Below are 13,265 nucleotides of genomic sequence, written 5' to 3'. Positions count from 1 at the left end.
CGCCGATCAGGCGTGCGCTCCGCATTTTGATCTGCGGCTGGAACAGTTACGGAAGGCGGCCGGCGACGATGAACGCGCCCATGTCTCCGCAAGGGCTCGCGCCGTAGCGCGACGCTACCTGCTCCGCCACCTCATCAACGATCTCGGACATGCGCTCCGGCGCCCGCCCTTCGATCTCTCCTCTGAGCGGCGAACCCTTGCAGAATGCCGCCGCAACGTCGTGGGCGGTGGCCGCGACCGAGGTCAACGTCACCCGATCACAGGAAACCGCCTCGAATCCCGCCGACGAAACCTGTGGCTTGATCGCTCCAGCGTCAAAATAGGAGTATGGCAAACGTTCGAGGAAATCAGGGGGATCGGACGGAAAGAGCCTTCTCAGACATTCGTCCACACATCTTGCGAAGTCGTTGGCCGCAAGCGAATCCCATGTCGAAAACAGGAAATGGCCGCCGCTTCGCAAAACTCTTTTCGCTTCGCCATAGGCCTTCGGCTTGTCGGGAAAGAACATGACACCGAACTGACAGATGACGAGATCGAACATTGCGTGGGCGAAGGGCAAGTTTTGCGCGTCCGCATGCATCCAATGGGTCCGCGACAGCGTCAAGGACGGGGCGCCGACGTCGATCATTGCCTGGCTGAGATCGGTGGCGACGATCTCGGCCGCCGGATCGAGCCTGGCGCGCAGAGCACGTGTCAAGGCGCCGGTCCCCGCCGCAACTTCCAGCACGCTGACGGGTTTTAGCCGTTCGGCGACATTCGCCATTTCCGACGCATAGGGTTCGAAGAGGATCGGCACGAGAAGGGCTTGGTAAAGGTCGGCGACGCCCTCACCGAACGGTGTCGAAGAGGGGAAAAATTTGGCGTCTGCGCCGCCTTCGATGTCCGCAGAAATTGTCACGCATACGTCTCCGAAACCAACTCCGTCGAACGGAAAATATGGCTGAATCGGCCATTGTCCACAGTGATCGGACCATGGTCCCAAGCCTCTTCGACCGAAGTCCCCGGCGTGGAACGGGGGGCCTGACGGCGTCGTTTGAAAGACACGGAAGGAGATCCGCACATGAACCGCAATAACAGATCCCATGTGAATGACGCCTGGAGCATCTCCGTCATCGCTCTTGTCGTCATTTTGGCCGGCCTCCTCTATGTCTTCGGCGCAGCCATGTCAGGCGACGGCCTCCCACTGACCGAGAGCATCAGAGGCGCCGAGGTCTTCGATACCAGGAATCTGCCCTGATCCTGTCTGGAAAAACTCTAAAGACGCTGTAGGTTAGTCGGCAAAATCACTTGCCGGTATCAAAATGAATTGGCTTCGCCGCTGGAATGCCCGCTCACTCGCCTCCCAATTTTTCATCGCGGGCGGCCTGGTCTCGATCGCCGTCATGTTTCTGGTCGGTGTTCTCGTGACCCATCTGATCGAGGAAGCCGTCATTCATAATTCCGGCGCGGCAACGGCGCTTTACGTTGACAGCGTCGTGGCGCCGCTGCTTCCCGACATGCAAACGGAATCGCTATTGGATGAAGGCACCGCCCAGGCGCTGGACGAGACGCTCGGCCAGGGCGCGCTCGGCAGGCGCCTTATCTCGTTCAAGCTGTGGCGAAGCGACGGCACCATTCTCTATTCGAACGTGAAAGAACTGGTGGGTCAGAAGTTTCCCGTAAGCGACAAGCTGCGGAAGGCATTCGCCGGGTCGCTCGTTGCCCGCTACGAGATCGCCGAAGACCCGGAAAGCGGCGTCGAGCGCGCGCTCGGCAAACCGTTGATGGAAATCTACAACCCGGTTTTGCAGCCGTGGTCGGGCCAGGCGGTCGCCGTGCTCGAATTCTACGAGACGGCGGAGGGTCTCGCCGACAGCCTGGCACGTGCGAGGCTGCGGAGCTGGGGAGCGGTCGCAGCCCTCACAGCGTTGTTTTTCCTCGTTCTCTCCGCTCTGGTGTTTCGGGGCAGCCGCACGATAGAAGCGCAGCGCAAGGATCTCAAAGAACGGGTGACGGAATTGTCGGCGCTGCTCTCCGAAAATCGCGGGCTTCAGCGGCGGCTGCAGCGCGCCTCGCAACGGGTGGCGGCACTGAACGAAACATATCTGCGCAGCATCGGCGCCGATCTGCACGACGGTCCGGCACAGCACATCGCCTATGCTTCACTGCGACTCGACAGCGACCTTTTGATCAACGCGTCTACCAAACCCGAAGCCCGGGAAAAGGAACTTGCCTGGATCCGCTCGAGCCTGGCCGAGGCGATGACGGAGATCCGCAATATCTGCAGCGGATTGGTGCTGCCGCAGATCGAAAAATCCACGATCAGCGAGATCGTGATGCGGGTCGTCGAAGCGCATCAGCACAAGACCGAAACCCTTGTCGAAACAATCATCGACGAGGATGGACCCGAACTCGCGACTGCCGTAAAGATCTGTATCTATCGCTTCATCCAGGAAGCCCTGAACAACGCCTATCGCCACGGCGGCGGCGTTGAGCAGACCGTGAAAGCCGTGTCGCACAACGGTCATGTCAGTGTCGAGGTCAGCGATCGTGGCGATGGTTTCGACCCGGCGGAAGTGAGGCCGACAAGCCTCGGCCTGGTGGGGCTTCGCGAGCGCATCGAGAGCCTGGGGGGATCCTTCGATATCAAGACAGGCGAAGGAGGAACGACCGTGACCATGACCTTCGAGCCTATGGAAGTTGGAGACTAGAGAGATGACAGCAATCACCGTCGGCGTCGTGGACGACCACCCGCTTTTTCGCGAGGGCGTAACGCGCAGCTTGTCGGAGATGAGCAACTTCGTCGTTATCGGCGAAGGCGCCAGCAGTGAAGACGCCGCCATGATCGCTTCGAACAACCGCCCCGACGTCATGCTTCTCGATGTCTCGATGCCCGGCGGCGGATTGGCTGCGATCAGCGACGTCCTGGAGCACAGTCCGGCGACGAAAGTGCTGATGTTGACCGTATCCGAAGAAGTGGACACGCTGCTTGGCGCCCTGCAACGCGGGGCGATGGGCTATGTTCTCAAAGGTGTCGGCTCCCGTGGTCTCGCGGAGGCAATCCAGACCGTCCTCAGCGGATCACGATATATCTCGCCGACGATGTCGGCAAAGGTCATGGAGAATTCGCTGAATGGCGCGGCCTCAGACAAGAACGGTCTGACGCCACGGGAACGCGAGGTGATGGATCTTGTCGCTCAAGGCCTTTCCAACAAGCATATCGGCTTGCGCCTCAACCTGCAGGAAAAGACCGTGAAGCACCATATGACCCAGATTCTGAGCAAACTCGGCGTCTCGAACAGGACCGAAGCGGCCCTGCAATGGCGCGAACGGCGGTAACGCCGAGGGCGGCGGAAAATCTGAACCCCGTTCTCAATTAAAGAGTTAGAGTATGATGTCGTCCGAACCGCTTACACTTTTCGGCATCATGCTCTAGCGAAGGAAGCGACTCAGCCGGCGGGTGTCGTTGGCCGTCGCTTGACGACTTATGATCGTCCTGCCTTTCCCGTCCTTCATGACATAGCGGCCGCTGCGCAGGCTCTCGGTGATGCCGTTCGCGTGGCGAACGTTGATCGATCCGTCGGAACCGGCGGTCGCTTTCGCCCCCAATTCTTTCGACGACGCGGCGGAGGAGGAAGAGGATGACGCGTTGCTGTTGGAGTTTCCGCCACCACTGTTGCCGGATCCACCACTGCTGTTTCCGCCCCCACCGCTATTCCCTCCCCCGTTGCCGTTCCCACCCCCTCCGCTATTGCCGCCGCCACCGCTGTTGCCGCCGCCATTGCCGTTATTGCCATCTTTTGCCTGCGCGTGCTTCACCGCCAGATGGGGAAGGGAGCCGCCGAGATTGATCGACAAAGGCGATGCGGCAACAACGAGGGCGACGGCCGCGCTGCCGCCCCATCTCAGAAAATCGCGTTTCGAGACAGTCATGCCGTAGCCTCGTTCATCTGTTCTTCGCCATTCCTACCGTTATTGGACGCATGAGAATTTTCGCCTTTCCGACCATTAAATGCAACCGGACCTAGGTACTACAAAAGGCGGGACTTTGGTCCGGCGCCAGACTACCAAATGGATGGGCGCAGAAAACGCGAGCGGCCTTTGGCTGTAATATTCTCGCCTTTCTTACCAAGGTATTGCTGCCTGAGGGGTGGACGCATTTTTCTGGAACTTCTTTCTTTGTCATCGCTTTGTTTATCAAACTGCAACAGAGGAAGCCCCGATGCCAAACCCGAACGAATCCCCTGCCGTCCAATCCATGAAAAAAGAGCAGGCAGAGCAGCGAAAGCAGGCCCGAAGGGGCGAACTCGACAAGGCGATCGAAGACACGTTTCCCGCATCCGATCCGGTGTCGGCCACCCATACCTCCATTCCCGTCGGCCGCAGCGATGTCGAGGCGGCTGAGCGCGTGAAGCGCGAGCCTGATCCGACCGCGCTGGATCAAGATTATCCGCTGGTCGATCAAGCCTTGCGCCCGACCGGCTACGACCGCGAGGAGTTGCGCGCACTGCAGAAAGAAGCCGGCCGGATGGCGGAGTCCGCCTCGGAACTGGCGTCCGGAACGGCCCGTCTGGCAAAGGCGGAAGCCAAAAGTTTCGTTCAGGACATCGAGGATCGGATACGCCGGCAGCCGCTGACCGCCGCAGCGATCGTCGCCGGCATCGCCTTCGTCTTCGGCGCGACGCGTTGAGCCGCTCTGCCATGGCCACGCTATGGACCGGCGGCTGCCTGTGCGGATCTTGCCGATACGAATTCGCCGGCGATCCGCCGCATTCGGGATATTGCCATTGCGATATGTGCAAGAAGGCGACCGGAGGTCCTTTCGCAGTTCTCGTCCAGGCCAGGGTCGAGGATCTTGTCTGGACACATGGATCCCCCGCCACCTACCGATCCTCGCCCATTGCGATGCGGGGCTTTTGCAGCAATTGCGGAACACCGCTTTTTCTTCAGTATGACGGCGATGAACTGATCCGCGTGACGGCCGGCTCGCTCGATCACCCCGACCGTATTCGGCCGGCGGGACATTACGGCGTGGAGAGCCGTCTTGACTGGGCCGATGGTGGGCGCGGACTTCCGGAGGAGGAAACTCAGGAGCGGTTTTAGATTATGGCCGCACCGCCTCGACATGGGTCTCATGAAAATCGCAACCTACAATGTCAACGGGATCAACGGACGGCTGGATATCCTGCTGCGCTGGCTGAAGGAGGATTCCCCGGATGTCGCCTGCCTCCAGGAACTGAAAACCGACGACGCCAGATTTCCCCGGAAGGAGGCCGAACGGGCCGGCTACGGCGCCGTCTGGCATGGACAGAGGTCCTGGAACGGCGTTGCCATTCTGGCGAAAGGCAAGACACCGATCCTGACAAGGCGTGGCCTGCCCGGCGATCCCGACGATACCCATAGCCGCTATATCGAAGCCGTCGTCGACGGCCTTGTGATCGGGTGCCTGTATCTGCCGAACGGCAATCCCTTTCCCAGCGCGAAGTTCGAATACAAGCTCCGCTGGTTCAGTCGCCTGCACGCCTATGCCGCCGAACTTCTCGAAATCGAGGTGCCGTCGATCCTGGCCGGCGATTTCAACGTCATGCCGACTGAGATCGACGTCTATAAGCCGGAGCGCTGGCTGGACGATGCGCTTTTCAGGCCGGAAGTGCGCAAGGCCTATGCCCGGCTGGTGGCCCAGGGCTGGACGGACGCCGTCAGGCATCTGCATCCGAACGAGCGCATCTACACCTTCTGGAAATACTGGCGGAACAGTTTCGAACGCGACGCCGGGCTGCGGATCGACCACCTTCTGCTCAGCCCGGCAGTGGCGCCGTGGCTTCGATCGGCAAGCGTCCGGCGAAAGCCAAGGGGCTGGGAGCATACGAGCGACCATGCGCCTGTCATGATCGAGCTTGACATCCCCGAAGCCGGCGGCGCTTGAGCTGCGATATCTCGCGGAGGAGCGAGGGAACCTCACGATGCCAGCTGGCGTTAGCTTGCAAAGGAAATTGTCTAAAGCGCGTCGCATCAAATTTGATTCATGCGACGCGCTTTAGCCCTTTGTTTTTATGCATGTCGTTGTCCCGGAACCGCTGCACACTTCCGGGCGACATGCAGTAATGGCTGCCAATTCCATTCCCGGAGTGATCGTCATGGGTGAAAGCAAGAATTATCTCAACACCGACGAGATCCAGGCCGACGACCAATTATCGCCGAAGCCGATCGAAGGAAAAGATCCGCCAAGGCGCGTGCGCAAAAGCGAAGAGGCCGTCGCCGAAGGCTCCGACGACACGGAACGCATCCGGGTTCCGCCACCGGTTGCCAATCCCGATTGATTGCGATTGCGGCACGCTTTATTTGCCGGCGCCGAGATCGTAGGTGCGGCCCGTCAACCAGGCGGGCCAGTCTCGCTCGAAGAAGGATCTGGCGCTTTCATCGAAATTGCGGTTCGAACGGGTTGAAAGCCTGAGCTTATCGCCGTCGAGCCGAACGACGATCTGCTCGTCCCGATGCGCTTCGCGTTCTTTGCGGAAGCGATATTCCTCCAAAGGGCCCGCATTTGCATATGGAAGGGATTCGCCCTCGGCATCACATATTGCTCGCGCTCCGCGACTGCCGCCGCCATTGCGAATGAAAAAGTCGAGGGCGCTGAGCACGGCTTCCGAGGCGAGCGCCATGTGGCGCCATTGCACGCCGCGGACCGCTTCGGCTGCGCGGCCGTAGGCGACGCCCCCGGCACGAATGTCGGCGTTCAGTTTGCGCGCTTCGATCAAGGCCCGGGCGACGCTCTCGTGATCGCAGACAATGCCGGCCTTCTCGCTCATTCGCGCCTGCACCTCCGAGCGGATCGATTTGAGGGTGAGCGGGCTCTCGCTGCGAAGAGCGGCGAGCAGCGCGGTGATACCTGCCTCTGCGACACCTGACATATCGCCCGTGGCGGCGACCTTCGCCCTTCCGCTAGCGCTGATATGCTCGGCCGCCCGGGTGCCGAAGACCTGCCCTGCATTGAGCGCGGCGCCACCGGGCCGCGTTACGCCATGTGTGCCCGCCGCTTCGCCGACCGCGTAACAGCCGGCAAGATTGCTGCGGCCCCAGGTGTCGACCATGATGCCGCCATTCATGTGCTGGTTGTTGACGGCGAATTCCAGCGGGTCGGCGGCGATGTCGATCTTGTAGCGGCGGTAAAGCTCGATGGCGAGCGGGTTCATGTGCTTCAACCGATCGATCGGCATGTCCTGATCGGCGCCCGCCTTGCCGAGATAGAGGCGAACATCTTCGTCCAGCCTCTCCAGGCTGAACGGCAGGTCGCCCGGCACCGGCAGTGGATTGCGATTGAAGTCCATGAAGACACGCCGCCCCGCGGCGGTTTCGCAATGGATGGCGAGATCCACCAGGCTCGAGCCGAAATCCAGCATGCGCGTCGCATGAAATGGCCATTGATAGCCCTTGCGGAAGACGTTCGACGCCAGCTCCTGGGTGCTGCGGTAATATTGCGCCAGGAAATGATGTTCGCCCCCCTCGGCATCGACCGAGTAGATATGCGGAATCGCCTGGACGTAAGTGCCCGATAGATTCCACGGGAAGCCTTCCCTGCGCGTTCCGATGCCGAACTGGCTTTCGGTCAGGTTGACGAGTTCGACGCCTGCCTCGAGCGCCAGGCCGAGGGAGCCGAAGCAGCCGTTGGGGTAAACACTGTCGCGATAGAGCTCGCCCGGCCCGCCGGCCGCAAGCACGATCACGCCGCTGACGAACAGCGCGATGCCCAGCGGGTTCTCCCGCGTACGATCGCCGGCGCGCATGGCCAATATGCCGACGACGCGGCGATCTGCTCCCTCGCCTTCGGTGAGGATCTTGACCGCGGTGGTCTGGTTGTAGAATGGCACATCGAGACGGAGCGCCTCCTCGGCCAGCACTTTGACCATCAGGCGCGAGGTGCGCGGGCCGCAGCTGGTGGCGCGGCCGACCTCGTCATGGTCGGTCTGATATCGCAGCGTTCCCCCGAGCGGATCCTGCGGCAGCGGCAGGCCGAGAAACTGCAGCGACGCCATCATTCGCGACGAGCCGACGGCCTCGACATAGGCGGTGTCCTCGTCCATGGCGCCGCCGCTGCGGATGGCCCGGGCCATCGCCTTGTAATTGTCACCCTGATCCGCCGTGTTAGCCGTGTGCAGGGTCTGCTTGTCGGAACCGGAGCAGGCTGAGGTTCCGCCCCAGGCGCTTTGGCTGACGATGACGACATCATCACCGCGCCGCTTCATTTCCACAGCCGCACGCAGACCTGCAGCACCCGATCCGACGACGACACAGCCGGCTCGATAGACCGGCACCTCGATGCCGGCGAGCCGAGCTGTGCCGGAAGGGCCAGCTTCGGGGGGAAGCTTGGGCATATCGACATCGGTCAGCGCGTCGAGAATTTCCTGCGGGACGTCTATGGTCATCGGCGTTTATCCGAGCGGGATGTCGACCCAGCGCTTCTGCCGGGAAGACTCCATGCATGCGTCGACGATCTGGCAGATGTGGTGGCCGGTATCGAAGGTCGGCCACATCGGCCTGTTTGAGACGATCGAGCGGATTACCTCGGCGACCTCGATGATCTTGCTTTCGTTGTAGCCGATGCCGAAATTTGGCAGCGGAAGGAAAGCCCTGAAGGTCGGGTTCTCCGGGCCGACGTCGATCTCGCGAAAACCGCGCCGTCCCGTCCGGTCGTCATTGGAATAGAAGCGCAGCCGGTTTATCTCATCATAGGTATAGGCGATGCTGCCTTTCGTCCCGTAGACCTCATAGGTCTGCATGAACTTGCGGCCTGTGGCGACGCGGCTGAAATCGACAATCCCGCCGGCGCCATTGGCAAACCGGCAAAGCAGGTTTGTCGCGTCCGGGTTGGTGATGTCAGCCCAGGACTCGTTGCCTGTCAGTCTCACCTGCTCACCATAGGCCAGGCCCTCGACGACGGGCCGGCGCGGGGTGACGATGAGATTGTCGGCAATCAGGGAAGTGACGCGGCCGACCAGGAAATCCATGAAGCTGAAAATGTGCGAGCCGGTGTCGCCAACGATCCCGGTCGGCGCCAGCTTACCATCGGCGCGCCACATGAAGGGCGCCGTGGGATCACCATACATATCGACATGCTGACAGCCGCGAAACAGCTTGATCTCGCCAATTTCACCTGAATCGATGATGTCTTTCGCCAGATCATGGACGGGATTGCGGGGAAAGGCGTGTCCGACACGGGTGATCACACCTTTCTCTCTGGCGATCTCGGCCAGTTCCCGCGCTTCATCGGCGCTGTTGGCCAATGGTTTCTCGCAATAGACGTGTTTGCCGGCCAGCAGCGCCGCCTTGGCCACCGGGTAGTGAAGATGGTCGGGCAGACAGATATCGATCAGATCGACCTCGGGATCGGCAACCGCCAGATTCCAATCCTGGTAGATTCTAGCCCCCGGCGCCCTGTTGCCAATATCCTGCGCTACGTCAGGGTTGCTGTCGACCAGCGCCACGATCCGCGCCGTTCCGTCCGACACGCCGAAGAAATGCGGAAAGGTCTGATAGGCCATCGTATGGACCTTCCCCATCCAGCCCGAGGCGCCAAGCACTGCAACTCTGACTTCAGACATCGTCGTTCTCCTTACCGGATTTCCGCGCGGGCTCGCGGCCTGGAATCGTTGCGTTCATCAGCGAAGATTGCCGAGGGCAGCGCAGGCAAACCCCTGATTAGATCCGATCCTTTTTCGCCGACCATGATCGTCGGCGCATTGGTGTTGCAGGACGGCACGCGCGGCATGACGGAGGAATCGCAGACCCGGAGGCCTTCAAGGCCATGGACCTTGAGATCCAGCCCGACAACCGCGTCAGGTCCCGTTCCCATCTTGCAGGTGCCGACGGGATGGTGGTCGGTCTTGGCATTGGCGCAGCCATAGTCGAAAAGCTGCTCCTCGGTCATGACCTTCGGACCGGGAAGCCTTTCGGCCATGACATAGGGCTTCAGCGCCGCCTGCTGCATGATCTCGCGGGCGATCTTGAGCCCTTCCAGCGACATCTTCCGGTCGTGCGGATCGGACCAGTAGTTGGGATCGATCAAGGGTGCCGCACCCGGGTCGGCGGATGACAGACGCACCGTGCCGCGCGAGCGCGGATGCAGATAGGCGGAGTTGAGGGTCACACCGGCATTCTTCAGCCGCTCGACGCCGGCTTCGATGCCTGATCCCAGGCCGAGGTGGAACTGGATATCGGGAGACCGCGCTTCGGGATCGGCATACCAGAAGCCGCCGGTCTCGAAGAGCGACGAGGCCACCGGACCAGTGCGGAACAGGACATATTGAATCCCGGCCCAGAGTGTGCGGTGCAGCTTCGCGACGCCGTCATAGGTGTGATCGCCGGTGCACTCGGCGATGACAAAAAGATCCAGGTGATCCTGCAGGTTGCCGCCGACACCGGGCAGATCGTGGTTCACCTTGACGCCCACCGATTTGAGGTGATCGGCCGGCCCGATGCCGGACTGCAGAAGCAGCTTCGGCGATCCGATCGCGCCTGACGACACCAGGACCTCACGTTCGGCGCGGGCAATTTCCAAGCCGCGCGCGGTCGCGATCTCGACGCCTGTCGCTCGGCCTCTTTCGACGATGATCCGCGCGACGCGCGCACCCGTCCGGACGGTCAGGTTCTTCCGGTCCTTGATCGGCGAGAGATAGGCAAGCGAGGCCGAGGACCGGCGGCGGTTGCGCTGGGTGAGCTGGTAGAATCCGACACCCGCCTGCTGTCGTCCGTTGAAGTCGTGATTATAGGGAATGCCGAGTTCCTGCCCCGCGCGGATATAGGCGTCGCAGATCGGCAGCGGAGCAGCCGGCATCGAGACGCCCAGCGGACCGCCATAGGCGTGGTAGTCGTCGGCGAAACGTTGATTGTCCTCCGCCCGTTTGAAATAGGGAAGGATCGAGCGATAATCCCAGCCCTCGCAGCCGTCTTCGCTGGCCCAGAGATCATAGTCGGTCGCGTTTCCGCGCGTATAGAGCTGGGCGTTGATCGACGAGCCGCCGCCGATGACCTTCGCCTGGGTGTAGCGAAGCACCCTGCCCTTCATGTGCTTCTGGGGAACGGTCTGCCATCCCCAGCTGGCCACACCCTTGGTCATCTTGGCGAAGCCGGCAGGCATATGAAAAAGCGGATTCCAGTCGCCGCCGCCCGCTTCGAGAAGCAGCACTCTCACATCTGGATCTTCGCTGAGGCGGCTTGCCAGGACGCAGCCTGCAGGACCGGCACCGGTGATGATATAGTCGAAGCCCATTTTACTGTCCTATGTGAGGCCTGCACGCGCCAACGGATCTGCCCGCGTCTGCAAGTCCTTCGATGCGATGTGATCTGCAACTCTCAGCGCCTGACTGGCGACGGTCAGCGCCGGATTGACCGCAGCCGACGTGGGCAGGAAGCCGGCGTCGACGACGAAGAGGTTTTCGTGATCGTAGGACCGGCAATAGGGATCGAGCGGCGCCGTCGCAGGGTCGTTGCCGATGCGGATCGTTCCGCACTGATGGGACGGCGTGCGCTTATCGAAAGGTCGCGACAACACGATCGGAAATCCGATCGACCGCAGGATCGCCTTCAGCTTGGCGACAAGCGCCAGATGGGCGTCCCAGTTGGTCCTTTGCCATTGCAGGACGATCCGGTCTCCATCGACCATGACGCGGCTTTCGGGATTGGGCACGTCTTCGCTCATGGCATAGAAGTCGATGGCATGGTCCGTCATGAAACGCAGAAGCCATTCCGGAGCCTGCGGCAGGGAGCCCTTCAGAACCTTTTCGGAGATGCGGCCCAGGAGCTGCACATTGCCGAGCGGCGGACCGCCCTCGCCGTCGGAAAGATAGAAATCGTTGAAGGCAAAAGTCTTCTGGTAGACGGCGGTGTTCCTGAACCGTGGCGAAACGCCGATCACGGCGGAAGCGTTGTGGTTCATGAAGTTGCGGCCCACCTGATCGGAAGAGTTGGCAAGGCCCCTGGGGAAGCGGTCGGTTTTCGAGTGCAGCAACAGCACCGACGATTGGACCGCCCCGGCCGAAAGGATCACGATGTCAGGCGAGACGGTCAGCGTCTCGCCGTCCTTGATATAGGTGACCCGGTCGATCCGGCTCCCGGCTCCGGTGTCGAGCCGCGTCACGCGCGCGTTGGTTTCGAGCCGAACGTTCTTGTGTCTCAACGCCACCGCGAGCGCCGCGGTCTCGGCATCCATCTTGCCGTCCCTTGCATTCGGATGGGCATCCCAGGGCGTACGCGCCTTGGACAGCCACGCGTCAAGATCGAGGCCGAGCGGCAGCGAAGACGGATGCAGGCCTTTCGCCTTGAGGCGGGCCCTGACATCGGCGACCGGCGCCTCGTCGGGCACGGGCGGGAACTCGTAGGCAGTCGAGTGATACGGTTCGGTCGGATCGTCGCCGAGACTGCCGCGGACCTGATACATCCGCTCCGCCTTCGAGTACCAGGGCTCCAACTCCTCATAAGGAAAGGGCCAGGCCGGCGACACGCCTTCCCGGTGTTCGATCACACCGAAGTCTTCTTTGCGGTAGCGCGACAAGACGGCGCCGTAGAATTTCGAATTGCCGCCGACATTGTAGTAGTTGCCGGGGTTGAAACCCTTGCCGCTCGCCTCGTACCAGATTTCCCTCGGGCGGAAATGACCTCGCTGGAAGATGGCGCGCTGGTCGCGATTGACGGGAAGATCGGCGATGTGATCGCCGGCTTCGAGGATCAATATGTCAGCGCCGGTCGCGGCCAGGCCGGCGGCGACAGTTGAGCCGCCGACGCCTGAGCCGATGATGACGATGTCTGGTGAACTGCTCATCTTAGCCTCTGGCCATCACGCGATCCGCATCTGGCTGTCTGGATCGAAGAACACGGCCTTGTCGAGATTGAAGGCAAGGCGGGTGTTCTGGCCTGGAGCAATGCCGGCATCGGCGCGCAGGCGGGCGACGACGGATTTGCCGCCGAGCTTGGTGACGGCGAAGGTGTCGGAGCCGGCCGGTTCGACGACTTCGATCAGGCAATCATCCTCGGTCAGCGAGCGCGCCTTGCGGTCGGCGCCGTCAGGATCGGTCAAGGCCTCCGGGCGGATGCCGAAGATCACCTGCTTGCCGGCATAGGCCGACAGGCCGTGATTGCCGGAGACAACCCGCAGCCTCAGCGGCGCGCCGTTCGGCCGCTCGAGCGAGACGGCAAGCCCGGAGGCACCGGCCTCGACGGTGGCATTGAGCAGGTTCATCGCCGGCGATCCCATGAAGTCGGCGACGAAGAGATTGGCCGGGCTGTTATAGATC

General features: G+C 61.6%; 13 protein-coding genes and 1 pseudogene. 7 read left to right on the top strand and 7 right to left on the bottom strand.

The window, feature by feature from the left end; all coding sequences use genetic code 11:
- Window positions 1-46: 46 nt before the first annotated feature.
- A complete protein-coding gene (locus CO671_RS17455; RefSeq protein WP_097606977.1) occupies window positions 47-898 on the bottom strand; it encodes a methyltransferase domain-containing protein in 852 nt (283 codons plus the stop codon).
- Window positions 899-1,060: 162 nt separating this feature from the next.
- Between CO671_RS17455 and CO671_RS33765 the strand changes: the two genes are divergently transcribed.
- From CO671_RS33765 to CO671_RS17445, 3 genes are all read left to right on the top strand, one after another.
- A complete protein-coding gene (locus CO671_RS33765) occupies window positions 1,061-1,237 on the top strand; it encodes a hypothetical protein (protein WP_170964996.1) in 177 nt (58 codons plus the stop codon).
- Window positions 1,238-1,301: 64 nt separating this feature from the next.
- A complete protein-coding gene (locus tag CO671_RS17450; RefSeq protein WP_097606976.1) occupies window positions 1,302-2,690 on the top strand; it encodes a sensor histidine kinase in 1,389 nt (462 codons plus the stop codon).
- Window positions 2,691-2,694: 4 nt separating this feature from the next.
- Window positions 2,695-3,318 carry a response regulator transcription factor gene (locus CO671_RS17445; RefSeq protein WP_097606975.1) on the top strand — a complete coding sequence of 208 codons (624 nt, stop codon included), beginning with the start codon at window positions 2,695-2,697 and terminating at the stop codon, window positions 3,316-3,318.
- Window positions 3,319-3,411: 93 nt separating this feature from the next.
- On the opposite strand, the gene CO671_RS17440 is transcribed toward CO671_RS17445, so the two are convergent.
- Window positions 3,412-3,912, bottom strand: a complete 501-nt coding sequence (locus CO671_RS17440; RefSeq protein ID WP_097606974.1) for a hypothetical protein — start codon at window positions 3,910-3,912, stop codon at window positions 3,412-3,414.
- Window positions 3,913-4,201: 289 nt separating this feature from the next.
- On the opposite strand from CO671_RS17440, the gene CO671_RS17435 reads away from it, so the two are divergent.
- The 4 genes from CO671_RS17435 to CO671_RS17420 all read left to right on the top strand — a co-directional run bounded on the left by CO671_RS17435 (window position 4,202) and on the right by CO671_RS17420 (window position 6,299).
- A complete protein-coding gene (locus tag CO671_RS17435; protein WP_097579018.1) occupies window positions 4,202-4,669 on the top strand; it encodes a hypothetical protein in 468 nt (155 codons plus the stop codon).
- A gap of 11 nt (window positions 4,670-4,680) precedes the next feature.
- Window positions 4,681-5,082, top strand: coding sequence for a GFA family protein (locus CO671_RS17430; protein WP_097606973.1), 402 nt, complete (start codon window positions 4,681-4,683; stop codon window positions 5,080-5,082).
- A 31-nt stretch (window positions 5,083-5,113) separates the two neighbouring features.
- Entirely contained in the window at window positions 5,114-5,905 is a 792-nt protein-coding gene (gene xth / locus CO671_RS17425; protein ID WP_097607127.1) for an exodeoxyribonuclease III, read from the top strand.
- Between the two features lie 211 nt (window positions 5,906-6,116).
- Entirely contained in the window at window positions 6,117-6,299 is a 183-nt protein-coding gene (locus CO671_RS17420) for a hypothetical protein (RefSeq protein WP_064683424.1), read from the top strand.
- 18 nt (window positions 6,300-6,317) lie between these two features.
- Here CO671_RS17420 and CO671_RS17415 read toward each other — a convergent pair whose 3' ends face one another.
- The 5 genes and pseudogenes from CO671_RS17415 to CO671_RS17395 all read right to left on the bottom strand — a co-directional run.
- The gene (locus tag CO671_RS17415) at window positions 6,318-8,402 is read right to left on the bottom strand and encodes an FAD-binding protein (RefSeq protein WP_097606972.1); all 2,085 of its coding nucleotides are present in this window, start codon (window positions 8,400-8,402) and stop codon (window positions 6,318-6,320) included.
- 6 nt (window positions 8,403-8,408) lie between these two features.
- Window positions 8,409-9,578, bottom strand: a complete 1,170-nt coding sequence (locus tag CO671_RS17410) for a Gfo/Idh/MocA family oxidoreductase (protein WP_097606971.1) — start codon at window positions 9,576-9,578, stop codon at window positions 8,409-8,411.
- An 11-nt stretch (window positions 9,579-9,589) separates the two neighbouring features.
- Window positions 9,590-11,245: a GMC family oxidoreductase N-terminal domain-containing protein gene (locus CO671_RS17405; RefSeq protein WP_097606970.1), complete on the bottom strand. Its 1,656-nt coding sequence runs from the start codon at window positions 11,243-11,245 to the stop codon at window positions 9,590-9,592.
- A 9-nt stretch (window positions 11,246-11,254) separates the two neighbouring features.
- Window positions 11,255-12,793, bottom strand: a complete 1,539-nt coding sequence (locus CO671_RS17400; RefSeq protein ID WP_097606969.1) for a GMC family oxidoreductase — start codon at window positions 12,791-12,793, stop codon at window positions 11,255-11,257.
- 15 nt (window positions 12,794-12,808) lie between these two features.
- Window positions 12,809-13,265, bottom strand: a pseudogene (locus tag CO671_RS17395) (TOBE domain-containing protein); the annotation flags it as partial.

Origin of the sequence: Rhizobium sp. M10, assembly GCF_002531955.1 — a bacterium.
In the GTDB taxonomy this organism is placed as follows: domain Bacteria; phylum Pseudomonadota; class Alphaproteobacteria; order Rhizobiales; family Rhizobiaceae; genus Rhizobium; species Rhizobium etli_C.
Note: the sequence above shows the minus strand (reverse complement) of the source record. Positions and strands in the feature narration are given on the sequence as shown.

What these genes read in the sequence shown, in the direction of transcription:
- CO671_RS17435 (WP_097579018.1), top strand. Translation starts at nt 4,202, where the DNA reads ATGCCAAACCCGAACGAATCCCCTGCCGTCCAATCCATGAAAAAAGAG.
- CO671_RS17400 (WP_097606969.1), bottom strand. Translation starts at nt 12,793, where the DNA reads ATGAGCAGTTCACCAGACATCGTCATCATCGGCTCAGGCGTCGGCGGC.
- xth (WP_097607127.1), top strand. Translation starts at nt 5,114, where the DNA reads ATGAAAATCGCAACCTACAATGTCAACGGGATCAACGGACGGCTGGAT.
- CO671_RS17415 (WP_097606972.1), bottom strand. Translation starts at nt 8,402, where the DNA reads ATGACCATAGACGTCCCGCAGGAAATTCTCGACGCGCTGACCGATGTC.
- CO671_RS33765 (WP_170964996.1), top strand. Translation starts at nt 1,061, where the DNA reads ATGAACCGCAATAACAGATCCCATGTGAATGACGCCTGGAGCATCTCC.
- CO671_RS17450 (WP_097606976.1), top strand. Translation starts at nt 1,302, where the DNA reads ATGAATTGGCTTCGCCGCTGGAATGCCCGCTCACTCGCCTCCCAATTT.
- CO671_RS17430 (WP_097606973.1), top strand. Translation starts at nt 4,681, where the DNA reads ATGGCCACGCTATGGACCGGCGGCTGCCTGTGCGGATCTTGCCGATAC.
- CO671_RS17440 (WP_097606974.1), bottom strand. Translation starts at nt 3,912, where the DNA reads ATGACTGTCTCGAAACGCGATTTTCTGAGATGGGGCGGCAGCGCGGCC.
- CO671_RS17420 (WP_064683424.1), top strand. Translation starts at nt 6,117, where the DNA reads ATGGGTGAAAGCAAGAATTATCTCAACACCGACGAGATCCAGGCCGAC.
- CO671_RS17445 (WP_097606975.1), top strand. Translation starts at nt 2,695, where the DNA reads ATGACAGCAATCACCGTCGGCGTCGTGGACGACCACCCGCTTTTTCGC.
- CO671_RS17410 (WP_097606971.1), bottom strand. Translation starts at nt 9,578, where the DNA reads ATGTCTGAAGTCAGAGTTGCAGTGCTTGGCGCCTCGGGCTGGATGGGG.
- CO671_RS17405 (WP_097606970.1), bottom strand. Translation starts at nt 11,245, where the DNA reads ATGGGCTTCGACTATATCATCACCGGTGCCGGTCCTGCAGGCTGCGTC.